15 protein-coding genes are annotated in these 24,459 nt (G+C 72.3%); all 15 read right to left on the bottom strand.

From position 1 onward, the window contains the following. Nucleotides 1–128 precede the first annotated feature (128 nt). The 15 genes from HF323_RS01105 to HF323_RS01035 all read right to left on the bottom strand — a co-directional run bounded on the left by HF323_RS01105 (nucleotide 129) and on the right by HF323_RS01035 (nucleotide 24,419). Nucleotides 129–752, bottom strand: coding sequence for a hypothetical protein (locus tag HF323_RS01105; RefSeq protein ID WP_169580736.1), 624 nt, complete (start codon nucleotides 750–752; stop codon nucleotides 129–131). Then, a complete protein-coding gene (locus tag HF323_RS01100) occupies nucleotides 752–1,573 on the bottom strand; it encodes a hypothetical protein (RefSeq protein ID WP_169580735.1) in 822 nt (273 codons plus the stop codon). The genes HF323_RS01105 and HF323_RS01100 overlap by 1 nt, the downstream gene beginning before the upstream one ends. Continuing rightward, nucleotides 1,566–2,162 (bottom strand): hypothetical protein, encoded by a 597-nt coding sequence (locus tag HF323_RS01095; RefSeq protein ID WP_169580734.1) that lies wholly within the window; start codon nucleotides 2,160–2,162, stop codon nucleotides 1,566–1,568. The genes HF323_RS01100 and HF323_RS01095 overlap by 8 nt, the downstream gene beginning before the upstream one ends. Before the next feature lie 57 nt (nucleotides 2,163–2,219). After that, on the bottom strand, nucleotides 2,220–3,587 hold the full coding sequence (locus HF323_RS01090) for a hypothetical protein (RefSeq protein WP_169580733.1): 1,368 nt from the start codon (nucleotides 3,585–3,587) through the stop codon (nucleotides 2,220–2,222). After that, nucleotides 3,584–3,880, bottom strand: a complete 297-nt coding sequence (locus tag HF323_RS01085; protein WP_169580732.1) for a hypothetical protein — start codon at nucleotides 3,878–3,880, stop codon at nucleotides 3,584–3,586. Before HF323_RS01085 ends, HF323_RS01090 begins: the two co-directional genes overlap by 4 nt. Before the next feature lie 66 nt (nucleotides 3,881–3,946). Beyond that, nucleotides 3,947–4,234, bottom strand: a complete 288-nt coding sequence (locus HF323_RS01080; protein ID WP_169580731.1) for a WXG100 family type VII secretion target — start codon at nucleotides 4,232–4,234, stop codon at nucleotides 3,947–3,949. 96 nt (nucleotides 4,235–4,330) lie between these two features. Beyond that, a complete protein-coding gene (locus HF323_RS01075; RefSeq protein WP_169580730.1) occupies nucleotides 4,331–8,818 on the bottom strand; it encodes an FtsK/SpoIIIE domain-containing protein in 4,488 nt (1,495 codons plus the stop codon). Further along, on the bottom strand, nucleotides 8,815–10,128 hold the full coding sequence (locus HF323_RS01070; protein WP_169580729.1) for an RDD family protein: 1,314 nt from the start codon (nucleotides 10,126–10,128) through the stop codon (nucleotides 8,815–8,817). The genes HF323_RS01075 and HF323_RS01070 overlap by 4 nt, the downstream gene beginning before the upstream one ends. A gap of 24 nt (nucleotides 10,129–10,152) precedes the next feature. Continuing rightward, a complete protein-coding gene (locus HF323_RS01065) occupies nucleotides 10,153–10,827 on the bottom strand; it encodes a hypothetical protein (protein ID WP_169580728.1) in 675 nt (224 codons plus the stop codon). Beyond that, nucleotides 10,824–12,458, bottom strand: coding sequence for a DUF5684 domain-containing protein (locus tag HF323_RS01060; RefSeq protein WP_169580727.1), 1,635 nt, complete (start codon nucleotides 12,456–12,458; stop codon nucleotides 10,824–10,826). Before HF323_RS01060 ends, HF323_RS01065 begins: the two co-directional genes overlap by 4 nt. Continuing rightward, a complete protein-coding gene (locus HF323_RS01055) occupies nucleotides 12,455–14,965 on the bottom strand; it encodes a transglutaminase-like domain-containing protein (RefSeq protein WP_188241619.1) in 2,511 nt (836 codons plus the stop codon). Before HF323_RS01055 ends, HF323_RS01060 begins: the two co-directional genes overlap by 4 nt. After that, nucleotides 14,962–16,338: a DUF58 domain-containing protein gene (locus tag HF323_RS01050; RefSeq protein WP_169580726.1), complete on the bottom strand. Its 1,377-nt coding sequence runs from the start codon at nucleotides 16,336–16,338 to the stop codon at nucleotides 14,962–14,964. The genes HF323_RS01055 and HF323_RS01050 overlap by 4 nt, the downstream gene beginning before the upstream one ends. Then, nucleotides 16,335–17,300: a MoxR family ATPase gene (locus tag HF323_RS01045; protein ID WP_169580725.1), complete on the bottom strand. Its 966-nt coding sequence runs from the start codon at nucleotides 17,298–17,300 to the stop codon at nucleotides 16,335–16,337. Before HF323_RS01045 ends, HF323_RS01050 begins: the two co-directional genes overlap by 4 nt. 43 nt (nucleotides 17,301–17,343) lie before the next feature. After that, nucleotides 17,344–23,283, bottom strand: coding sequence for an Ig-like domain-containing protein (locus HF323_RS01040; RefSeq protein WP_169580724.1), 5,940 nt, complete (start codon nucleotides 23,281–23,283; stop codon nucleotides 17,344–17,346). Next, nucleotides 23,283–24,419 (bottom strand): serine/threonine-protein kinase, encoded by a 1,137-nt coding sequence (locus HF323_RS01035; RefSeq protein WP_169580723.1) that lies wholly within the window; start codon nucleotides 24,417–24,419, stop codon nucleotides 23,283–23,285. Before HF323_RS01035 ends, HF323_RS01040 begins: the two co-directional genes overlap by 1 nt. Nucleotides 24,420–24,459 lie beyond the last annotated feature (40 nt).

Raw genomic sequence — 24,459 nt, 5'->3', positions numbered from 1 at the left:
GTTCGCAGGCCGTTCCCTGAGATGCGGCGCCCGCTCGGCCGTCGGCGCGCCGAGGCACGGTTGACGGCGCGCGTGAGCGCACACCCGGTCAATGATACGCGACGCGCGGGGGGGTGGGCAAACGCGGGTCAGGACTCGCGCACCGCCGCCGTCCGCCAGTGCATCGTGCTCATGATGGCATCGCCGAGCAGCACCAGCGTCTCGGCCGCCGCCGGCCCCTCCTCGCCACCCGGGACGAGCACGGAATGCTGGAAGAGCAGCGCGCGGCGGGGGCTGTCCTCCGGCACAGGCACCATGAAGTAGGAGTCGCGGGACGCGATGGTGGTCTCCTGGTCGGCCACTCTGCCGTCGCGTCGCCAGACCCACATCGGGGTCTCCGTGAAATCCGCCTGCTCCACGGCCGCACCCCGAGCCAGGCGTGCGAGAGCCTCATCCCAGGACGTGGTGGCGGGGAGCACGAACGGCGACACCTGCAGCACGGCCGGAAGCGGAGCCTCGTCCTCGACCGAGGGCGGGACGTACACCTCGAACACCTTCGACTCCTTCGCCGCCCGGCGGTACTGCGCGAGCAGTCCCCGCAGCTGCAGCACGAGGTCGGCCCGGCCCGCGGCCTTGAGGCGCTCGAGTGCGGCCTCCTTCGCGGGTCCGTCCCACAGGTCCTCGGGCGCGATGCGCCGCCAGCCGGGAGGGCACAGGATCGTGTACGGGGTCGGGACGGCTCTTCCGCCACCCAGATCGTCGCGCAGGGACATCAGATCGCCGCCCTCTTCCACTGTTCTCTCGCCCCGCGCCGCACAGCCGCGTCGGCCTCGGCGGCGCTGATCACAGACTGCTCGCGGAGCCGCTCGATGGCGGTGCGATAGGCGCGATCGACGTCGGTGCGCTCCTGCGGCGTCAGGGAGGCATCCGCTCCCCGCCACCACTCGGTCATGTCGGGCTCGTCGGCCACAGGACGCGCAGTCGCGGGCCGGTCGGATCGACGAGCACGCAGCCACAGCGGAACCGTTCCGGCGGCGGCGATCACCATCATGACCAGGCCGACGATGACGGACCCCGGTTCGTCCACTTCGTCCCAGCGAAGCAGCACGATCGATGCGACCAGCAGGAGCCACACGATGCCGTAGACGAGATACAGGCGCGGCGGTGCGCCGTGCCCGAACAGGCCGATGCTCCGCCGGTAGGGCTCGAGCCAGGCGAACAGACCCAGCGTGGCCAGCGCGCACAGTCCGGCCGGAAGCGTTCCCGCATCCAGCGAGAGCGCGCTGTCACCGCTGCGGGGCGAGAGTGCGACGAGGGCGGGAACGACGAGTCCGAGGACCAGCGCCACGATGAAGAACACCTCATGCGTGCGAGTGGCGACGCGTCCGCCGTTGTCTGCTGCTCGAGCCGGCGCCCGGAGGGCGTCGCCGCGTCTGACGGTGTCATGGCTGCGCTCCATCTCGGGAACAGCGGTGAACAGCGCGATTCGGGATGCCTCGCGCACGGCGGCATCGGCGCGCATGTCTGCATCGGGGCGACGGGCACGCAGCCACCCGTCGATCCGACGACGGACCTCCTTCGTGACATCAGTCACCGGCCGACTCCGAGATCGCGGCGGGGAGGGCGGCGAAGAGCGCATCGGCGTCGTCGAGGCGAGCACGCAGCTGGACAACGTCATGGTCGCCCGAGACGACGTAGGCGACCCACCGCCCGGTCACCCCGAGCCACTCGGCCTTCGGGAACATGACCGGATCGGCATCTTCCGCCGCGAGCACGGCGTTCAGGGTCAAGCGGCGCACCGCAGAACCGAACCCGGGTGCGTCGATCACGTCGATGACCGGATCCACGAGTGTGAATCCGGGCTCGGGCAGGAGATCCTCCGCCGGCGAACCGTCATCCTGCCGCTCCTGCACGAACAGGTCGGCCATGCCGGTGGGGTCGCCGTCGATGGGGTAATGCCAGAAGCGTGCGGTCACGTGCGCCGCGGGGAAGCGGGCGATCTCGGATGCCTCGGCGCGCACGGCCTGGGCGAGATCGGGACCCCCCTCCCTGCCGCGCGTCGCGTTCTCGGCGATCCACGCAGCCCATTCCTCCGCGTTCTCCCACGGGGTGCCCTCGTAGTCGAGCGGGACGTGGATCCACGCGTCGGGGTCGTAGGGGATCGCCAGAGGGGTGGACGGCACCTGCGCTCCGTTCTCGAGTGTGGCCGCATCACCCGACGGGTGGCGGACCAGGTCATGCTACCGGCCTCGGAGGGCGTCGATCCCGGCATCCACCGCGTCGCTCGCGCCGGGGATATCGACCCCGAGCTGCACGACCTGGTAGTTGCCGTTGGCGAAGTTCCACACGTTCGCGACCTGCGTCAGGGCGCCCGGCCCGCCGTTCTGTGCGATCCAGTTGAGCGAGCGGTGGCCTGCGCGACCCGCGCCCGGCCACTCCGATGCGATCCGCGACGACATGGTCTGCACCATTCCGTCGTAGCGACTGCCGCCGGTGCGGAGGGAATTCCAGGCGTTGCGACCCCACGCTCCCTCGACGTTGCGGAGGAAGTCGTCCGCCAGACCGGGAGCGCGAGCCTCGCGGGCGGCGCGATTGCCGACGTTGCGCCCGGCGCCGGTGATCGACCGAAGATCCAGGGCGACCGCGTTGCGGCCGCTGCGCACGGTGGCGCTGGATGCCCCGCCGGCGCCGGCCGCGACGCGAAGGGAGGCCATGGCGCCTCGTCCGGCGAGCGCGCCCTTGGCGAAGGCGCCGAGGAAGGGCGCCACCGCGATGAGGTCGATGACGATGTCGCCCCACGAGACCCGCTTGGAGCCGGCGGCCATCATCGTCAGGTGCGCCACCAGGGTGATGACCGCAGCCACCGTCGCGATGACGAGGAAGATGGGCCCGCCCACGACGATCGCCAGAACGATCGCGATCGCCCCGATCACAGTCATGGCGTCGGCGATCCCGTCCAGCAGGTCCTCCCACCACGAGTCGTTGATGCCGGATGCCTCGATCGCGTCCTCGACGCCGTCGACGGCGTCCTCGTACGCCTCCTCCCAGGCCGCGTAGCCGCTCTCGAAGGACTCCCACAGACCGGCGAGAGTCGAGCTCGCGGTGCCGGCCGCGCGGCGCGCATCCGAGAGCTGGGATGCCGCGGCATTGCGTTCGGCGTCGGTGGGGTCGTCCTCCCAGATCCACGTCGTGTCGAGGTCGTCGACCTTCCCCTGGGCCTCGTCGAGAGCCTCCTCGGCTTCCTCGGCGGCCGCGTGCGCGGTGCGGATGCGCTCGACGTAGGGGTCGACCGTGATGTTCTGAGCCCGGCGCAGCGCCGCGGCATACGTCACCAGCACCGGTCCGGTGCGTTCGTAGCGGACACCGGCCTTGCGCAGCTCGCCGTGCAGCTCCCCCGCAGACTCGCGCACCTTGTCGAGGCTCTCGGCCTTGTACTTCGTGTCGTCGGCGAGCTTCTTCAGCTCGTCGGCGGTCCACTCCATCTGCGCGGCGATCGCGCTGTAGTGCCGCCCTGCCCGGGCGATGGCGTCCGGTTCGCCCTCGATCTCCTGCAGGAGGAACCGGCGCGCGGGCGAACGCAGACCGCCGTACTCGTATCCGTAGCTCACTGCCCGTCTCCCGCCATGGTCAGGTCCGCCTCGGCGAAGCCGTCGACGATGGCCTTGATGTGATCGTGGACGTTGGTGAGGGACTCGAGGATGACCTCGCGGTTGCCGTCCCACCCCGACTCGAAATCGCCCACGCGCTGGCGCAGGCGCCCGTCGTTCGCGGGCCGGCCGACCGCGTCCTGCACGTCGTCGGTCGTGGAGTCGATGTTCTCGAACTCGGTGACGAACGCACCGAGGTGCGCGCTCATCACGCGGAGGTCGTCCAGGTTCAGGTCGACATCGGGCTCGGCCACGCGAGCGCTCCTTCCGGGTCGGGCGGATGCGGCCCGGTCCGCCCTGACGGGCGGACCGGACGTCGGTCAGTTGCCGGCGAGTGCCTGGTCGGTGTCCTTGATCGCCTGCTGCATCTTGCGCAGCGACTCACCCATGTCGGAGATGCCCTCGATGGCCTTCTCCAGACCGGTGGTCAGCTCGGTGTAGCCCTCACCGAACTTGCCCGACGCGTGCTGCGTCTTGAAGTCGTCGCCCAGCAGACGGTCCACGTCGCTCTTGAGCCGACGCAGAATGTCGCCGATCTCCTCGCGACCCGAGTCGAGCTTGCCCGACATCGCTTCCATCTCACCGTACGAAGCCTTGAAATCCGCCATCGTCCATCTCCTTCTCGGAACACCGGAGCACCCCGGCTGATCCCACGGTAAACGCAACCCCGGGCCGATGCCCATGGGGAGGATTCCCCATGGGCCTCAGGCGCCCTCCTCGACGAGCGGAAGCTGCACGGTGACGAGCTGCCCGTTCTCGACGAAGAGGCCTCGACCCGCCGGAAACTCGTGCCGCTGCACCTTGGGGAAGGGCACCTTGAAAAGCGAGTCGCCGTCATAGGTCTCGGGCCGCAGGGCGATGCCGTGGCGACCGGCCTTGAGCTCGCCGATGAGGCCGTAGCCGCTGCTGAGCTGGGAGACGTCTCCGTCGGCCGCCAGGAAGTGGTCGCTCCGGTTGATCGCCTGGAACAGCTCCTTGAGCGGCCGCTCCGCGTCCGTGTCGCCGAACTCGGTGATGTTCTCCACGACGATCGCGATGCGCGTGGTGACCGTCTCGTCGGCGACGATCTCCTTGAGCTCCTTCGCGAGCGCGCGCACGTCCTCGATGCCCGACACCGCGCGGCGCCAGGACCGGAATCCGCGGAGGGCGGCTCGTCGGCCGCCGATGTGGAACAGCTCCACATCGGGATCGAAGCGCTCGAGCGACGACACGATCGCGCGCAGCGCCGTCGTCTTGCCCGACTGCGGGGGTCCCGCCACGACGAACGTTCCCACGGGCTCGAAGCCGGTGGGCCCGAGGGTGTCGTCGCCGATCCCCAGCGCCGGGAACTCCCCCACCCGCGCAGGCAGCTCGGTGGCGTCCAGCTCGGTCGGCAGCGACCCGATGTTCTTCGCCTCCACCGCCCCGGCGGCGCGGAGCGCCGCCGCGAACGCCTCGGCCGCCGCGTTCTGCTCGGCGACGTTGGTGGTTCCTCCGATCACCGCGACCTGCGTCTCGAATCCGTCGACGATGGCGCGGCCCGGCACACTGCGCTCGTTGAGCACGTCCTTCGCGACCCCCAGGATCGAATAGGCGCCTTCGTCGGACATCCTCAGCACGATGCGCTTCGTGACGTTGGCGCTCACGGCGGTCGGCACCGCGCCGTAGCGGTCGGCGGTGGCCACGACATGCACGCCCAGCGGGCGACCCTCCCCGAGGAGGCGCATGAAGATGCCGTAGAACGCCGCCCGGGTCGACGAGGTCTCCCAGTCCTGCTTGAACACGCCGAAGCCGTCGAGCAGGAGCAGGATCCGCGGCTCGGCGGTGTCACCGGTGATCTGCCGGTACTCGGTGAGGGTGGCGGCGTTCACCTCGGAGTAGCGCTTGGCCCGGTCATCGAGGACGCCCCGCAGCGTGCGGAGGAGCCGCTGGACGCGCTCGACGTCATCACCCGAGACCACCGAGCCGACGTGGGGCATGGTCTCGAGAGCCCGCAGCGCGCCGGTGCCGAAGTCGATGCCGTACACGGCGACGCGGCCGAGGTCGGGCCGGGCGCCCGCCGCGATTCCGACCGTACGCAGCGCTGCGCTCTTGCCGGCGCCGCTCGTGCCGTAGACGAGCATGTGCCCGTCCGTGTCGGGGTGGAAGAAGACCGCCTCCTGCAGCTGACGCTGCGGGATGTCGGCGAGACCGATCGGGATGCGGGCATCGCCGTCCAGCGGCAGGTCGCGCAGGTCGATCGTCGGGGCCAGGTCGTCGAGCCACGGACGCCGCGGCGCCGGGATCCCGGCTTCGGCCGCCGCCTGCACCAGGTTGGCGACCAGTCGCTTCTGGTCGTTCGGGCCGAGGTCCTCGTCGTGGGTGTCGGAGTCGTTGTCGCTCTCGGCCTCCCACAGCGTGACGGATCCGAACCGGAGCTCGGCGACCCGCACCTGCGCGCGATCGGGCTCGTCGGCCGTCCAGCCCCCCGCATACCCCGATTGGAAGGGCACGAGTCGGCCGGGCCCGGTCTTCGCGATGCCACGACCGGGAATCGACGGGTCGAACGTCGAGGCGACGGCATCGCCGACGACGTCGTTCGAGTCCGAGGCATCCGCCATTCGCAGCGCGACCCGCAGGTTCGTATTGGCGCGCAGGTTGTCCTTGATGACGCCGGCCGGGCGCTGTGTGGCCATGATCAGGTGGATGCCGAGAGAACGGCCGCGCTGCGCGATGTCGACGACGCCGTCGACGAACTCGGGGACCTCCGTCGCGAGAGCGGCGAACTCGTCGATCACGAGCACGAGCGCCGGCGGCGTCTCGGGGTCCTGGCGCTTCTCGAGTTCGAGGAGATCCTTGGCCTTCTTGCGGTTGAACAGGTGCTCGCGATGGTGCAGCTCGGCCCGCAGACTGGTCAGCGCACGGCGCACGAGGTGCGGGCTGAGATCGGTGACGAGGCCGACGGTGTGCGGGAGCTCGACGCAGTCCGCGAACGCCGAGCCGCCCTTGTAGTCGACGAAGAGGAACGTCACGCGGTCGGGGCTGTACTCCGCCGCCATGCCGAGGACCCACGCCTGCAGGAACTCCGACTTGCCCGAGCCCGTCGTGCCGCCGACGAGGGCGTGAGGTCCCTGCGTGCGCAGGTCGAGCGACATCGCATCGGGGCTGCCCTGGCCGACGTAGGCCTTGAGCGTGCCCGCGCGCTTCAGTCGCGGGCGCGGACCGCGGGAGCGGTCGATGATCGAGTTGTTCTGCCGCCACCGCTCGATCGCCGCCTGGGGCTCGGATGCCATGTCGGTGCCGATGAGCCGCAGCAGCGACACGCTCGCCGGGAGGTCGGACGAGTCCGCTGCGACCGAGCTCGAGTCCACGACGGGGGCGAGCCGCTTCGCGAAGATCTCGGCGTAGTCGCGCGAGACGCCCTCGATGGCGACGCTCTGGGCGCGGTCTCCCGCGCGGACCCACCCGACCATCGCATCTTCGAGTCCGCCGGTGACGTCGATGAAGGTCCGGCACGAGGCCGGGAGCGACTCGACGGTCGGTGCCACGAAGATCGTGTAGACCCCGGCATCCGGTCCCCGCTCGATCACCTGCGTGAGGCGCGGGCGGTCCACCGGCGCATCGTGGGTCACGAACAGCACCAGCGACACATCGCCCGGGGCGCCCCGGTCCGAGCCGGTCTGCTGTCCCACGTGCTTGCCGAGCGACATCGAGACGTCCTGCTCCGACAGCGGCCCTCGCCGCGTGGCCGACCCGGACAGGCGTTCGAGGATGGCCTCCTCGAGGCCGTTGAGCAGCGCGGTGCCCGCCGACTGACTGTCGGCGAGCGCCATCTCCGCGAACGGCGAGCGCGGGCTCGTGGTGTGGGGAAGCCACTTCATCCACTCCATGTCGCCGGTCCAGCCGGGATCCACGATCGCGGCGGTGACGACCTCGTTCGGCGCGTGCAGGCCGAACAGCTGCACGCCCAGGCCGCGGACGACGTCGGCGGCGAACTCGCGCGGACCCGCGATGCCGATCGCGCCGGCCGAGGGCAGCAGCTCGATGACGGGGACGTCGTCGATCCGGGCGAAGCGGTCGCGCAGACGCCGCACCTGCTGGGAGTACTGCGCGATCCCGCGCTGGTCGTTGGCCTCCTGCACGGTGTTGCGGCTCTTCCCCGCGCCCACGCCGAGGCGCAGGCCGAGGAAGTTCCAATGCTCGGGGCGCCGCGTCCACAGCAGCGGACCCAGCGACATGGCGTTCTCGTAGACGGTCGCCGTCGAGGGTGCTTCGGCCCGTCGGCGCTCGCGTTCGACGATCTCCTCCGCCTCGAGCTGCTCCTCGAGCTCTTCGAGCTGCGTCTCGAACGTCTCGATCTCGAGCTTGAGCTTCTTGCCCTGCTGCGTGCGCTGACCGATGAAGTTCCCGAGCATCATCAGCGGCGCCATCGCGACGATCAGCAGCGACGTGGGTCGCTGCGTGACGGCGAACATCGCGAAGCCGAGCAGCACCGGCGCCATGATCATCGGCCACGGGAAGATGCGCGGGTCGGCTTCGTTGGGGATGATCGGATGCCGGAACTCCTGCCCCGCGTAACGGTCCTCCACGCGGGGCGAGCGGTTGAACATCAGCGCGCCGCCGCGCTCGAGGACGAGCGAGTCGTCCGTCACGACCCGGGGCACGAGCGAGAACGACACCTCGGTCGCGCCGATCGTGATCTTCTGACCCGGGATGACGCGCACGCGCTGGACCAGTCCCCCGTCGACGACGAGCCCGTTCGCCGAGTTGAGATCGACCAGCTCGATGCCCTGATCGACCTCCACGCGGGCATGGCGCTTCGAGACGAGCGGGTCGTCCAGCAGCACCTGGGCCGGCGCGACCCGGCCGATCACGGTGGTCCCGACGGGCAGGGGAATCGTCCGTCCCGCCTCCGGTCCGCTGTGGATGCGCATCACCGCGGCGGTGACGGCGCCGTCTGCGTTCGTCGCCGCCGGCACGATGGAGGCGTCGAATCCCGAGCCGATCGGAGCGTCGGCGATCGATGCGGACGGGTCGAGCTGCACGGGCCGGCCCGCCGGGGGCGCCACCAGCAGCGTGGGCACGTCGCTCGCGTTGACGCCACCGGCGGCCGCAAGGGCGTCCCCCTCGGCGAGCGCCCGCGCCACGTCCTGCACGGTCGCGGTGGAGTCAGCGGTGACGAGCACGTCGACCGCCGAGCCGACCCCTCGCCGCAGGCCCAGCTTCAGCTTCACGAATCAGCACCTCTCGGAATGAGCTCGAACGTCCTGCCACCGACCTGCACCGTCCAGCCGGCGGGCACGCGCATGCGCTCCCCCGCCGGAACGTCGACGACATCGCCACCGGGCGACAGCAGCTGCGTGCCGTTGCGCGAACCGCGGTCGCCGACCCACACGCCGTCGGCGTCCTGTCCGAACGACGCGTGGGTCTTCGACATGAGGCGCTGCGGGTCCTCGAGGCGCACGATCGCGTCGGGCGATTCCCCGGCGGATGCCTCGGGGTCGCGTCCGATGAGCCCCAGGACGGGGACGCGCACGACGGAGCCGTCGTCGAAGCGCACCATCGCCTGGGCGCGTCGCAGTCCGCTCGCCGGAACAGCGCCCGAGGCCTGCACGACCTCGGCAGGAGGGGGTGCCGCTGCGGCCGCTGGCAGGTCCGGTCCGGTCGTCGCCACGGGCGCGAAGGCCGCGGACGCGGCACCGAAGGCGTCTCCCGCCGGCGTGAGCGGCGTAGCGGCCGGGCCCCCGGGCGTCTCGGTCGCCGCAGGCTGGGCAGAGGCATCCGCGCCCGGCACCTCGTCGATGACGCCGAGGTCAACGCGCGCTTCCGCCGTCTCCCACTGCGCTCCGGTGCCGCCCGGCCCGACGACGCCGGCCCGTGAGCGCGCGTCGGGGATCCGCAGCGCGACCGACTCGGGGGCTCCGCTCGCCATCGAGGGGAGGTCCTCGCCGCCGTCGGCGCGGTCGCGCAGCGCGCGGCGCGCGTGGCGCAGCGCCTTGGCGTCGAAGGGGTCGAGGCCGGCTCGCGCATCGATCACCCAGCATCCGCCGATGCGGTCCAGGATGCTGCGGCCGCGCCGCTGCGGGTCCCACAGGCTCGAGGCGAAGAGCACCGCCGGTCCCACCACGACGAGAACGAGGGTGCTCGCCCACAGCACGACAGCCCGCAGCACCACCCGCCAGAATCCCGGTCGGCCGAGGTCGTGCGACGAGACCGACCGCAGCCGCAGCGCGGCCTTGCCAGCTGTGACGCCCCGTCGCCCGTGGAGGAGCAGCTGCACCAGCGAGAAGACCCACACGAGCGCGGTCCCGGCAGCGATCAGCACGACCGGCAGCACGGACGCGTCACCGGTCGCGAGCAGCACGACGCCCGCGACGAGGGGGGCCGCGAGCACCAGCCAGATCGACGCGTCGAGCGCGAACGCCAGCGAGCGGAAGCCTGCGCCGGCCGGCACGACGCCCAGCCGCGCGGCGGTCACCGGGTTCCCCTCGCTGTCGAGTGGCGCCCCTGCCGGAGGGCGGGAGGGAGCGGCAAGATCGGTCATCGTCATCCTCAGGTCGTTCCCGGGTCAGGTCAGCAGAAGCACGAGCGCACCGGCCGAGGCGATCGCGACCGCCGCCGCCGAGAGCACGACGACGAGCGCACGGCGGCGCGCGAGCCCGCGGGCGGCGAGTTCGGTGGTGTCGTGCTGCGGCACCGACCGCATCGGCTCCGGACGGACGGTCGTCTTCGTGCGGGTCACCACCGTCGCCGGCACGGGGCGCGGCCGCGTGCGCTCCGGCGGGGCCTCCGGGTCGGGGATGTGCGCGGCGGCACTCGTGAGCGCCACGTCGTCGAGCGTGGCGGGACGCAGGGTCCCCGCCGGCGCGACGGATCGCATCAGCGTCTCCTCGCCCGTCGGAGCGGATTGCGCTGCCTCGTCCCGTCGAACCGGGACCGTCGCGTCGTCGACGTCGGGCATCGTCCGCGTGCGGCGCCGGGCGGCGACGAGTGTCTCGTCGCCGGCCTCACCGACGCCCGGCGCGGCCGTGCGGGAACGGATCGACGGCGCCGTCGCGTCGTCGGGAGCGAGGTCGGCCCCCGACTCGCTCCGTCGGCGGATCGAGACCGCCGTCACGTCGTGGGGAGCGTCGGCTGCGGCCGAACGCCGCACCGACGCCTCTGCGGCATCGTGCGGTGGCTCGACGGCACGCGAACGCCGCACCGACAGCTCCGTCGCGTCCTCGGGCACCTCAGCGGTCATCGGCTCGCATCATCCGGCGACAGGCGCAGCTCGGCGTCGCCCAGGAGGAACCGCCGCGGAGCGCGGTGCGGCGTACCCGGGATGATCTCCCGCTCCGAGCCGTCCGACGCGATCAGCACCGTCCCGTTGGTCGAATGGAGGTCGGTGACCGACCACTCCTCGCCGTTGCGCTCGAGGCGCAGATGCGTCTTGGAGACGGTCCCATCGTCGACCTCGACCAGCTGCGCGTCGGGGAACGCGCTGCTCGGCGCGGGCCGCCGGCCCACGAGCACGACGTCCGCGGCGAGGTCGACGGCAGAGCCGGTCGGGAGGATCAGCGCCCACGACGACTTCCGCCGGCGTGCGATGACCGTCTCGTCGACCCCCTCCGGAATCTCCGGTCGAACGTGCTGCGCCGACACCGACGACAGCGCCGAGCGGGGCGTTCCGGCATCGGGCGCCCCCGCGACTGCCGAGACCTCGCCGGAGGCCTCGGGGAAGGCGTCGGCCTCCGGAAGGGGAGAGCGCGCGGGTGCCCACGGCTCGGACGACTCGGTGACGCGTGCTGCGGGCACCCGGGTCACCGGGGGCTGCAGGACGCCGTCCTCACGATCCCCCCGCTCGGCGGAGACCGCCGAGACGGGCTGGGGCGCCCCGCTCACGGCAGCCGTCACCTCGCTGGTCAGCTCGCTCACGGCTCCGAGGTCGAATCCGCCCCAGCCCTGGTTCGCGCGCGCCGAGGCGGCGGCGGCGGGCGGCGCGGGAGGAACGGGCGGCACGTCGGGCCGGCGCGCCGATGCAGGAAGGGGGTCCGGGTCCGCGGGTGCACCCTCGCCTGCGGCCGGCGAACCCGGGTTCGCCGACGCTGCGGGCGCGGGCACGAAGGAGATGGGTCGATCGGCTTCCGCGCGTGCGGCGGGCACGGCAGGGGGCTGCCCCGGGGAAGACTTCGGCACGAACGAGATCGGACCGTCGGGGTCGCGAGCATCCAGGGCAGCATCGACGCGCGCCGGGCCGGGGGGCAGGGGCGGCGCCGCGGGTCGTGCCGGGGCGACGGGTTCCGGCGCCCATCCCCTTGGAGCCGCCGGAGCGGCCGGCGCGGGAGGCAGAGGCGGAGCGGATGCCGGGAACGCCGCCGGCCCGGAGATGGGCGCCGCGGCCGACTGCCGGGCGACCACGGGGCCCTCGCCGGCGGTCGAGTCCGACCGGCGGACGCCCGCAGCGTGCTCGGCGCCCAGCCACCGGGCCGAGCCGAACCCGAGCACGGTGGCCCAGACCGGAAGCAGCAGAGCGGCGAGCACCGTCATCCCGACGCCGTAGCCGAAGACGACGTTGATGCGGTAGCACGAGATCACGAGGAGCGCCCACAGCACCAGCGCGCCGAGCCCGGGTACGAGGCCGACGAGAACGAGCCACCCCGAGAAACCGCCGAGCTGCAGCAGCACGGCCGTGTTGTAGACCGGCACCCAGGCCTTCCAGCCTTCCTCGCCGGACTTGCGGAACACAGCGGACAGCGCGATCGCCGTCCACACGTACAGCGAGATGACGAGCACCAGGGAGACCAGCACCGCGAAGACCGGCGGCGCCGCGTCGGCGGCGGTCAGCGAGACGCCCGCGAGGGCGTGGGACGGGGACGCATCGACGGCACTCATGACATCGCGCGCGCGGGCCGAGCTGCCCGGCGCTTCCCCCTCTCGGTGAGTCGACTGCGGGGACCCGAAGCGGGAGCCACATGTCGTGCGAACGACTTCAAAGATACGGTGACGGCGAGCCAGTTCCAGAAGCCACGCTCTCGCGCGAGGCGGCGGCGCTGCTCGTCGACCTCCCGCCAGTACTCGGCGGCATCCTCGGCCGTCTCGTTCCCGGCGGAGAAGAGGGCCCGGTCGGCGACGGTCGCGAGTCGGTCTCCCCCCGGCAGCCCGAACGACTCCGCGAGCTCGGTGCGGGTATGGGTGCGGGGCGCTCTTCTGCCCGCATCGACCGCGGCATCCACGAACTCGTCCCAGCCGCCGGTGATGCGCGCGGACGGTTCATCGGCCAGGCGACGCGACCGGCGACGCGCTGCCTTGGCGCCGATCACGACGAGGAAGGGGCCCAGCACGAGACCGAGCACGAGCAGCACGACCGCCGCCGTCCGGAGCACCGGCCACAGCCACGCCAGATCGAGGCCGGCGTCGTCGGCATCCGGGTCCCCCGCACGCGAGTCCTCCTGGAGCGGGTCGGGCGGAAGCACCTCTTCGACCGTGTCGGGCCGAACCTCGGTGACCACCTCGGGGTCGCGCTGCTCCGTGACGTCGAGGCTGGGCGAGTCGGCGTACTGGGGTGTCACGTCGACCGGGATCCACGCGCCGTCGGCGGACTGGACCTCGGTCCAGGCCGACAGATCCTGCGCTCGGCAGACGCCGTCGTCGCACGTCGCGAGTCCTGGCGCTGCGCCGGCCAGGCGGGCGCCGAGCACCACCCGCGATGGGAACCCGAGCTCCCGTGCGATCATCGCCACCGCGACGGCGAACTGCTCGTCGTCGCCCACCGCGGCCACGAAGTTGCCCGACGCCTTCGCCCGCGGGTCCGTCTCGCGCTCGAGGAGCCGGGCGAACATCGCGTCGATCCGGGCCAGCGAGTGGCCGGAGGCGCTCGGCTGGAAGCGGTAGTCGGGAAGCGATTCCATCCACACCGGCTTCTCGTCGCCGACCGCCAGGCCGTGGCTGAGGTAGCCGCGCTCGCGCAGGAGCGCGACGAGCCCCGCGAGCGCCGCGCCGTCCGATCCCGAGACGTGCTCCTGCACCCAGGTGCGAAGGCTCTCGGGCGCAGCGACGTCGTCGCCGGCGCCGCCGGGCGCGACGGCCTCGGCGAGGTCGGTCGTCTCGGGCTCGACACCCCGAAGGGTGTACTCGTCCCCCTCGGCGAGGCCGCCGCCCGCCGTCTGCACCCCGGCCGCGGCAGCCTGGTTGTAGTAGAACCGGTCGGCGAGTGACGCCGCGCGATCGCCGGCGAATCCCACCGACGAGAGCCGGCCGACCGTCGGCATCCAGATGCCGTCGAGGGCGGCGATCGACACGGTCGCGACGACGGGCGCTCCCGGACCGGCCTCGAGGCTCGAGGGGACTCGCACGAACCGGCCATCGTCGATCGCGCCCTGGCCGCCGCTGCGGAAGACCTCCCCGTCGTAGGCGTCGAGGGTGGCGAGCCGGACGCGCTCGGGCAGGGAGGCGGGGGACGTGACACGGAAGAGGACCGTGTCGGCGCGGTCGTCGGTGAACAGGCTGCGGTACTCGGCGAGCGGGCTCACGGCCGCCGACAGGTCGATCTCGGGGCCGACGGCGCTGCGGAGCACCTCGCGCTCCGCCCCGCGTGCGGCGAACGGGACGACGGCCACCGCCACGGCCAGCGCGCCGGCGACCATGCCCGCGCCCAGCGCCGTCCGGCGGCGGTCCGCCTGCGAAGGGCGACGCGAGACGCGGACGCCGCTCGAGACGGCGGCGCGCTGGAGAGCGTGCACGCGCTCATCATGCGTGCGCCACGCGAGCCACAGAAGACAGGACAGCAGGGTGGCGGCGCCGAGTGCTGCCTCGAGCGGCGTGTGGAGCACGACGGGACCCAGCGCGACCGGATCGCTGACCGTCGTACGGCCGAAGAAGAGCCCGAACGACACCATCGCGAGCGCCACCGGCACGGCGCCGTACGCGATGCGGTCGTCCCGCCACGCGAGGAGGAGCACCAGGCACGTCCCGATCAGGAAGATCAGCAGCGCGGGCACGAGCAGGTTCCGATAGGAGCCGACGGGGAGCTCGACGGTCACCAGGTCCTTCCAGGCCAGCACGGCTCCGGACGCCAGCTCTCCGAGACCGCGGAGGAGTTCGCTCGGGCCGCCGAGCCTCGAGGGCACCGCGACCGGCAGCCCGATGACCAGGAACGCGATGCCGAGGGCGGCGGACACCACCCAGCCGCTCCATCGCCGCAGCCGCGCGACCGCCGCGATCCCGGCACCGATGCCGGCGCCGACGGCGACGACGAGGAGCAGATGCCAGGACCGGTAGATGGGCCACGCGGCGACGGCGGCGATCGCCACGACGACGGCAGCGAACACCGAGCCCGCGACGATGCGCGGCACGAACGCGAGTGCGCGGTCGGGGGCGGCCGGGGCATCCTGAACCGTCACGACGTCGCCCCCCGGAGCAGGAGTCCCGACAGATCCTCGAGCGTGCCCACGGTGAGCACGGTGATGGCCGACAGCGGCTGCATGCGCGGATGGGCGCGCTCGTCGCAGACCACCGCGACGACGGCTGTGTCGGCCGGGAACGCGAGGGCCGCCTGCTGGAGACGGGTGAGCGTCACCTTCGATCCCACCACGACGAACGCGATCGACAGCCGGTCGTCGGACTCGGCGGTGAGTCGGCAGACCTCCGACACGGGCATGGTGCTCTCCAGCATCTCCACGCCGCTGAAGCCGTCCAGCATGGGCCGGGGGGATCCCGCGGGAATGCGCCGGATGGCACGCAGCCGTCCCCGTACGACGCGCGGGATCTCGGAGCCGGTCACGATCTCGACGTCGCGCGCATCGCGCACGGCCCGCAGGCCGAGCGACGCCGCGCAGCCGACGGCCAGCTCGAACTCGTCGGCGTCCGCATACTCGTGCTCGGCCACGGCGAGGACGACCGCCATGCGGGAGCGGCGAGACTCCTCGTACTGGCGCACCATCAGCCGCCCGGTCTTGGCCGTGGATTTCCAGTGGATGTGCCGGCGGGAGTCGCCGGGGGCGTACTCGCGGATCGCGTGGAACGACATGTCGGAGTCGACCAGCCGCCGCGTGGGGTTGCCCTCCAGATCGCGGATGAGGCCCGCACTCGTCGACGGCAGGGTCGTGGTGCGCGGATGGACGAACACCTCGTGCACGTCCTCGAAGGCGTGCTCGCGCCGGAGCAGCCCGACGGGGTCGCTGCGCACCGTCGTGGCCGGGCCGACCTTGACGACGCCGCGTCGGAGCCCGGGGATGTCCAGCGGCTGGGAAACGGTGTGCCCCGGCCGCAGTAGCGGCACGCCGAACTCCACCAGGCCCGCGCCCACCGGGATGTCCAGCCGTCCCGGCAGAGCGAGTCGGCGGCCGTCATTGCGCACGACGATCTCGCCGGTGACGCCCTCCCCCGCCACGATGCGCTCGTGGGCGAGCACGAGCGAGACGTCGTACGACCGCGCTCCGAAGAGGAAGGGGACGGATGCCGCGAGCAGCACGGCCGCGGCCGCACCGGCCACCATCCACTCCACCCATCCGAAGGCGATCCCGAGACCGAGTCCCACCGAGGCGGCGAGCGCCACCAGCACACCGGCCGGACGCACGGTGCGAGCGCTCCAGCTCACGGCGGCGGTGGTGCCCCTCGCGATCACCGCCCACACGCCGGTCCCCCATACGACAGCGCGGACGAGCGAGCGACCGCGACGCGTCGTCACGGCGGTCGCGGTGACCTGGGTGCGACCGCTCGTGCCGGTGCTCGTGACCGCCGATGTGCGGGTGAGGCGGGACTCGGTGAGGCTCATACGGCCTCGCGGCGGCTGGGCGGTGCGACGTCGAGCAGGACCTGGCCGACCACCGCTTCCTGCGTGACGCCGTCGAACTCGGCCTCGGGGTGCAGGATGAGGCGGTGCGAGAGCACCGGCACGGCGAGCGTTTTGACGTCGTCGGGCGTCGCGTAGGTGCGCCCCTGGGCGGCCGCGCGGGTGCGGGTGGCCCGGGTGAGGGCGAGCGCGCCGCGGATGCTGACGCCCAGGCGCACCTCGTCGGCCGAGCGGGTGCCGTCCACGAGCCGGGCGATGTAGTCCAGGACGAGTGCGTCGACATACACCTCGGCGGCGAGGTCCGCCATGCCGGCGAGCGCCTGCGGGGTGATGATCGGCGCGAGATCGGCGGTCGCCACGGCGGCGCCGTCGAGGATGCGGACGGTGGCCGCGTGGTCGGGATACCCGAGCGACGTGCGCATCATGAAGCGGTCGAGCTGCGCCTCCGGAAGGCGGTAGGTCCCGGCCTGCTCGACGGGGTTCTGCGTGGCGAGGACCAGGAACGGCACACCGACCTGACGGGATACGCCGTCGATCGTGACGCGGCCCTCCTCCATGACCTCGAGGAGCGCCGACTGCGTCTTGGGGCTCGCCCGGTTGATCTCGTCGGCGAGCACGATGTTGGCGAAGACCGGTCCCGCGTGGAACTCGAACACGCCTTCCTTCTGGTCGTAGACGCTGATGCCCGTGATGTCGCCCGGCAGCAGGTCGGGCGTGAACTGGATGCGCGTGTTCGTCCCCTGGACCGACTGCGCCATGGCCCGCGCGAGGGAGGTCTTGCCCGTCCCTGGCACGTCTTCGAGGAGCACGTGACCGTCGCTGAGCATCGCCGTCAGCACGAGCTCGACGACGTGGCGCTTGCCGAGCACGGCACGCTCGACGTTGTCGGCCAGCTGGGCGAAGGTCTGGCTGAACCAGCTGGCCTGCTCCTGCGTGATGGTCATGTTCGTCCTCTGCGGTGGGGAAGGGAAGATCGGATGCCTCGGTTCACGGCCCGGGCGGGTCTCCGGGGTCGCACGCGGCGCTCACCCGCTGGGTGGTGGGATCGAGGTTCCAGGCGGCGTTCCACGACACGGTGACCTCGACGCCCTCGACGCTCGTGGCGCCCGCCGGCACGGTCCAGGAGCCGGCCGTGTACGGGAGCGCCGCGCCGTTCTCGTCGAGGAAGCGGATGCGCTCGTCCGACCACGCGAAGGCGCCGTCACCGTTGCTGGAGGTCCACGTGCGGCCGAGGGGCGCACCGGCGACGCACGAGTCGATGCCCCAGCGGGCGAAGACCTGGTACGGCGCACTCCCCGGCGCGGGCGTGACGGTCCCGCGCTGCGACTCGGTGCCCCACAGACGGTGCCGGTAGTACACGCGGATGCCGGGGTCGCGGTCGTAGACGGCGGTGCCCGGACCCCAGCCCTCGAAATGGACCTCGTTGTTGCGGGGCGGGCTCTCGCCGGAGGTCGGGTCGGCGACGATGCGCCAGCGCGCTTCCTGTCCCTCCACGACGGGCCGGCGGTCGACCACGAACGTGTAGCCGCGCGGGGCGGCGTCGGTCTGGGTCGCCCGCACCGCCGCCTCGGCGCTGCTGCGTCCGAACACCGTGTCGTCGTACCAGGATTCGACGCAGACGAAGAAGCGGTGCTCCTCGCCTGCCGCGAGACCGGGGAACGAGGCCCGGTCGCCGCCCACCTCGGGCGTGCAGCGGGACCGCTCGTCGTAGGGGACGATGGCATACCTCAGCTGCGAGCCGGTCCCGTTGGGCTGCGCGGTGGCGACCGCATCCACCGTCGCCTGATCTCCGCCGGTGGGTCGCGACGTGAGCGAGAGCGCCACGTTGAGCGGGGCACCCACGCCGTTGGCGTAGACGGTGACCGACTGGCCGGAGGGCTGACCGCCGAGCCCGGGGGGAAGCGAGAACCGGGAGTACGGCGTGATCGTCACGGGCGCCGACGTATTGGAGCCGACACGGTAGCTGCGCACCTCGACGCGCTCGTCGCCTCGGCCGACCGGCACGCGAAGGGTTTCGCCTGCGGGGCTGGTGATCTCGAGGATCCCCGTCTCGGCCGTGTCGACGCCATCGATGACGAGGGCGACGATCCCGCCTTCGCCCCCGGTCACGACCGGCGTCCAGGTGACGCCCGACGGGGCGCCGGGAGCGTCGTATGCCCAGGCCACCGTCCGCACGCTGGTCTTCGACTCCCCGACGGCGTTGACCGCCCACGCCTCGTAGGTGCGCTGGTCGCCGTTGGGCGCGCGGATGTCGGGGCAGACGCCCTCCGCCGAGCAGCGTGCGACCTCCTGACCGCCGGAGCGGACGACGAAGCCGGCGAGGGCGGGGTAGGCGAGGGCGGCGCCGCCGGGGTCGACGCGCAGCGTCACCGTGCCGTCGCCGTACGCCGTCTGCGCGATGCTCGCCGGGGCCTTGGGGAATCCCTGGAGGTCGAGGAGGACGCGGCCGTCCCGCTCGGCGTTGGTGACGCGGCCCTGCGCGTCGCGCACCGAGAACGAGGCCGTGCACGTCGCGCCGGGGGCGTCCTGCGTCCAGGTCGCCACGACCGAGGTCGCGGATCCGACCTGGAAGCCCACGCCGACGCACGCTCCGGTCGGCCGCACCGAGACCACCTCGAGCGGCGTGCGCGGCAGCGGGTTGACCTCGCCTCCGGCGCCGATCACGTCGATCGTGCACGAGGACCCGGCGGCCTGAGAGCACTGCTGGACCGCCGACCCGCCCTGCGGGAGCGTCGAGGGGGCCGCTCCGACCCGCAGGATCAGCCGGGCGGGTGACACGAGGCTGTGGCTGGTGACCGAGACGAGAGCCGCCTCCTCGCGACCGGGCACGGCATCGTCCGCGCCCGTGACCGTCACCGTCGAGCCGTCGACGGACACGTCGAACGCCGAGCCCGCGTAGTCCAGGGCATACGCGATGCCGCCCCAGTCCTGACGCAGCTGCCACGAGGTCATGTCGCGCAGGTCGAAGGTGGCCGTCTCGCCGGGGCCGACCGTCATCGATGCCGGCCGCAGCACGGGCTGCGGGTCCAGCGCGTTGACGGTGATGGGGACCGAGAGGTGAGTCCAGTCGTCCTGGCCCTCGAGGCGGACCGGCACCTGGCAGGAGTCCACCCACGGAGCGCCGGGCCCGGCGTCGTAGCGCACGACCGAGCCGGATTCGAAGACGCAGGACGCCCCGGTCCGCGCGCCCGACACGCGGACGCCCTCCCCGACCTCCAGACGGGCGCCGCGCGGCTTGGCGACGAGATCGTCCATGTCGAACGAGATCGACTCCAGCTCGGTCACCTCGGGCGGGACGATTCCCGCGCGGAGCGCGAGGGCGAGATCGTCGTCTCCGGGCACACGAAGGAAGGCGTAGGTGGTGACCTCCCCCGACGCTCCCTCTCCGGTCACGGCGAACGGGATCAGGCGCGTCCGGGCGGGAAGATCGCCGGACAGGCGCCAGCCGTCCACCGAGACGCCGTCCTCCGGGTTCCACAGCGACACCGTGAGATCGGACAAGTCGCCGCCGGACCACGTCGCCTTGTCGGCGAGGACGTCGACGCCTTCCGGGAAGTCCTCGCGCGTCTCGGCGGTGAGGATGGTGTCGGCGACGACCGGGTAGTCGGGCACGCTCTCCCGCACGACGTCGACGACGATCAGCCCGCGGCCGGTATTGCCCGAGCTCGACTCGATGTCGTAGAGGAACGACATCGTCGTCGGCTCGGCTCCCGCGGCGATCACGACGGTCGAGTCGTTGACGGAGAGGATCCGGTCGTCGAGGCGATCGAACTCCGGATTGTCGCTGCCGTCCATCAGGACCGGCGGCAGGTCGGGCCGAACCTCCGTGATCGCCAGCGACCCCAGGGTCGGGTCGACGTCGTTGGCCAGGGGGCTCACGCGGATCGTGCTGTCGTTGCCGGCCTGTACCTGGACGTAGTCGGTGAAGGTCACGGGGCTCGGGTTCGCCTGGCCGTCCAGCACGCCGATGCGGACCGTGGCCTCGCCCGCCTCGCCGAAGGCATCCACCACGCGGTAGCGGAACGAGGCCTGGCCGCTGTCGCCGGGGACGCTCGAGTACAGGATCGATGCGCCATCGGCCGAGATCGCCGCAGCGCCGCGTTCGGGCTGGGCGACGATGCGGTCGAGCGTGACGACGTCGCCGTCCGGGTCCATGCCGAACCCGTCGAACTCGATGAGCGTGGACTGGCCGCTGAGCACGCGGCCCTCCAGCGTGTCGGGCAGCGGTGCGCGGTTGGTGTCGTCGGCGAGCACCCGCACCCGGACGGTGGCGGTGTCGGCGAGAGCCGGAGCGCCGGTCGTGAAGACGGAGTAGTCGATGCCGTAGTCGCCCGGCTCCGTGGGCGCGAGGTACCGCAGCAGCTCCCCCGACGCGAAGGCGAGCGCCTCGTCGGTCGACGAGGCGACCGACGCCGGGTTGAGGATCGGACGCCCGCCTGCGGGCGAGATGTCGTTCGCGAGCACGGGGATGTCGATCTGCGCGCCTGCGCGCACGACGATAGTGTCGTCGACGGCGATCGGGGCGAGTTCGGGCGCCGGCGGAAGCAGATAGACCGTCGCCTCGCCCTCGACGCGGGACCCCCTGTCGTCGGTGCCGTCGCTCACCACGTAGCTGACCGTCCCGAGGCGGCCCGCGGCGCCCGTCGCCGTGGTCCCCGAGACCCGCAGGTTGTTCTGGCCGACAGCGTCGACCGAGAGGCTCGCTCCCTCGTCGGCGGTCGCGACGACGTCGCTCAGCAGCAGGACGCGGCGCGTCGGGTTCGACACGGCCGCGAACACATCGAGGGTGGCGTCCTGCTGCGGGCGCACGAACGCGACGACCGGCGACGTCGCCAGGTCGGCGGGCGCGTCTGCCGGGAGCAGCGTGATCCGCGCGGTCCCGTTCGCGTCGGTGACTCCGTCCGTGACCGTGAAGTCGACGCGGAAGGTGCCCGCGGCGCTGGCCGAGAAGTCGAACTCGGTCGACCCGTCGACCACGGTGGCCGTGGCGGCTGCGTCATCGAGGACGCGCACCGAGTCGAGCGTGAGCGTCCCGGCCGTGCCGGTCACGTGGTCCGCAACGTCGACCGTCAGCGATCCGACGGTGTCGACGACGGCGAACGACTGCGCGTACAGCTGCGGCTCCGGCGAGACGCGTACGAGGAGGGACTTCTCGGTGGCCTGCCCGCGGGTGTCGGCGATCGTCACGATCAGTTCGACGAGCTCTTCGCCGCCGCCGCCGTCGTCGCTGTGCTGGTAGACCACATCCCCCGAGGGCGTCGCCGCGACGCTGCCGATGCCGGAGGGGTTCTCGACGGCCAGCAGCAGGAGCGGGTCGCCTTCCGGATCGACCCATCCCGGCAGCACCGGCACCGTCACCGTGCCCCCGCGGGCGACTTCCGGCTGCGGCCACTCCACGAGGCAGCGTTCGACACCGCACCACTGAGGAGCCGAATCGGCGGATGCCCCGGCCGCCGTCAAGGTCACGGTCGTGGGCTTCGACAGCAGCCCGCCCTGCGAGGTGCCGTCGGTCACCGCATACGAGAACGTGGCCGACCCGCTCGCCTGCGGCGTCGCGCGCACGGCGAGGCGCTGACCGTCGTCGGTGATCGAGACCGAACCGAAGCCGGGGTCCAGACCCGTGACGGAGGCGGGGTCGATGCTCAGGACGTCCTCGTTGGGGTCGTGGTCGTTCATCAGAACCGGGAGCGTGGTGAGACTTCCGGGCCGCAGGCCGAAGGCGTCCGGTTCGGCGATGGGCGGCTTCGGGTCGAGGACGACCGGGAGCTGCTCCTCGCTCGGCACGGCGTCGGGATCGATGCGGTCGTCGAGCGACCAGTCCTGACTGGACGGGATCAGGCCCCCATCGGGCACCGACCAGGCCCAGCCCGATCGCGTCTCATTGAGGATGATGGCGCGTTCGCTGGCGACGAAGACGGGGCGTCGCTGGTCCGCGAGATCGCCGTCGCCGTAGTCGAGCGGAGTCATCGACGAGTCGCTCGACCGCCACAGCCATCCGCCCCCATCGCCCTGGCCGAGCCACGCCGCGAACACCTCGTCGTCGTGCACGACGGGCTGCGCGGGTGTGCCCAGCACCGTCCCCGTCCCGCCCGCCGCGACGTCGAAGTCCGATCCGTCCGCCGGGATGCGCACCAGCCCCGTCTCGTCCGCGAGGTAGACGGCGGTGCCGTCGGCATCCGGCTTGCCGGCGATCACCGCCCCCGTGGCCGTCGCGCGTCGCGCGCCCTCGCCGCCGCGGAGCCACACGTCGCCGTCGTCGGTGTCGATCACAGCCCAGACGTCGCCCGCCGCCGTCACGGCCGGGGTGCTGAGCCCGTCCGCCTCGAGAGCATCGCGCCCCGCGACCGCGCCGGTGCGGATGTCGTAGCGCACCACGGATCCGTCGTCGCGCGAGTACGCGAAGAGGATGCCGCGCTCGTCGAGCGCGATGGCGTCCGCCGCATACCGGGGCGCGTCCTCGTCTCCGGAGGGGAAAGGGTCCACCTGCGCCGGCTCGCCGCGCGAGAGGAGACCTGCGAAGACGCCGCCGACCTCGGTGCGGTAGGCGACGAAGTCCCCTGCCGTGACGACGTCGGTGGTGCCCGCCGGGGTCGAGGCCGACGCCCGCAGGGCCTGCTCGTCCAGATCCGTGGGCAGCGCTTCGTCGATCCGCGTGACCTTGCTGAAGCTGTCGCTGAAGATGTACGCCGCGTCATCGGTCTGGACGACCTGGTCCGGATTGCTGATGCCGCGCACCGTGTCCAGCTCGCCGACCGACGTGTTCACGCGCGCGTACCGCCGCCCGTCCCCTGTCTGCAGCGCCCACACGGCCGTGTCGACGTCGGGCGTCTCCTGCGCGTCCAGGCCGGGCCATACCACGCCCGCTCCGATCACGACCGCCACCACGGCCGCCGTGGCGATCAGGCCCCCGGCCGTCGATCGGCGCATCACAGCACCCCGGTCGCGAAGAGGGCGACCACCACGGCACTCGCGGCGACGGCGGCCCCCGCGATCGCGGCGATGATCCAGGGCAGGGCTCCGCCGCGCGAGGTCGTGGGCGCCGACAGGTCGCTGTCCTCGTCACGTGCGAGCGACGTCACTCCCTCCGACACGCGGCGCTTGCGGGTCGAGTCGCGCTCCAGGTGCGACCGGGCGGGCCCGCGCAGGGTGGAGTCGGAGAAGTCCACCGTCGACGAGGCGGGGGACCAGCCGTCGTCGGGGATCTCCAGCGGCGTGGGCGAGAGCCCCAGCTCGCGCTGCACCTCCTGGAGTGCCTCGGCGAACGCGCGGGCCGACGCATGGCGCCGGGCCGGATCGCGGCTCATGGCCGTGGCGAGCACGGACTGGAGCGAAGCGGGCACGTCGGCGCGCGTGATCTCGGTGTACGAGGCTCGCGTGATGCGGCGACGGAGGAGGTCCTTGGAGTTCTGACCGCGCTCGCGGCGCTCGAACGGGCTGTGGCCGGCCAGGAGCGAATACACCGTGGCGCCGAGGCTCCACACCTCGCTCGCGATCGAACCCGGCGTCTGCTCGGCGATCACCTCCGGGGCGCTCCACGGGATCGACATCGCGAGCACCTCCTCGGTGCTTCTCTGGATGAGCGACGACGAGATCCCGAAATCCGCGAGCACGGGCGTGCCGAAGGTCGTGATGAGGATGTTGCTGGGCTTGACGTCCCGGTGGACGAGCCCGGCGCGGTGCGCCGACTCGATCGCGCCGGCCATGCGAACCCCGATCGAGAGCACCTCGTCGACCGGGATCCGCTCGATACGGTAGCGCTCAGCGAGGGAGCCGGGGCAGTACTCCATCACGATGAAGGGGCGGCCGTCGGCCGAGATGCCCGCCTGATACACCGTCACGATCGAGGGATGAGCGGACAGGTGCGCGAGCACGTCGGCCTCGGCGTTGAACATGCGACGCAGCTCGGGGTCGCGTACATCGCTCGGCAGGACCTTGACCGCCACGTTGCGGCGCGGCATGTCCTGTTCGTAGAGGAAGACGTCGGCGAAGCCGCCCGAACCCAGCGGCCGGATGTACGCGAGTCCGGGCAGGATGGGCGGCGCAGAAGGCAGCCTCGTCGCCACGTCACACCCCCCGGTTCGGTTCCGCCGCAGAGCCGGCGTG

Origin of the sequence: Microbacterium sp. MF43 (assembly GCF_012847295.1) — a bacterium.
GTDB lineage: Bacteria > Actinomycetota > Actinomycetes > Actinomycetales > Microbacteriaceae > Microbacterium.
This window is presented reverse-complemented; position numbering and strand designations above follow the sequence as displayed.

Bases quoted from the DNA above. Each gene is read 5' to 3' on its own strand.
- HF323_RS01105 (WP_169580736.1), bottom strand. From the start codon at position 752: ATGTCCCTGCGCGACGATCTGGGTGGCGGAAGAGCCGTCCCGACCCCG.
- HF323_RS01080 (WP_169580731.1), bottom strand. From the start codon at position 4,234: ATGGCGGATTTCAAGGCTTCGTACGGTGAGATGGAAGCGATGTCGGGC.
- HF323_RS01070 (WP_169580729.1), bottom strand. From the start codon at position 10,128: ATGACCGATCTTGCCGCTCCCTCCCGCCCTCCGGCAGGGGCGCCACTC.
- HF323_RS01065 (WP_169580728.1), bottom strand. From the start codon at position 10,827: ATGACCGCTGAGGTGCCCGAGGACGCGACGGAGCTGTCGGTGCGGCGT.
- HF323_RS01060 (WP_169580727.1), bottom strand. From the start codon at position 12,458: ATGAGTGCCGTCGATGCGTCCCCGTCCCACGCCCTCGCGGGCGTCTCG.
- HF323_RS01050 (WP_169580726.1), bottom strand. From the start codon at position 16,338: ATGAGCCTCACCGAGTCCCGCCTCACCCGCACATCGGCGGTCACGAGC.
- HF323_RS01045 (WP_169580725.1), bottom strand. From the start codon at position 17,300: ATGACCATCACGCAGGAGCAGGCCAGCTGGTTCAGCCAGACCTTCGCC.
- HF323_RS01040 (WP_169580724.1), bottom strand. From the start codon at position 23,283: ATGCGCCGATCGACGGCCGGGGGCCTGATCGCCACGGCGGCCGTGGTG.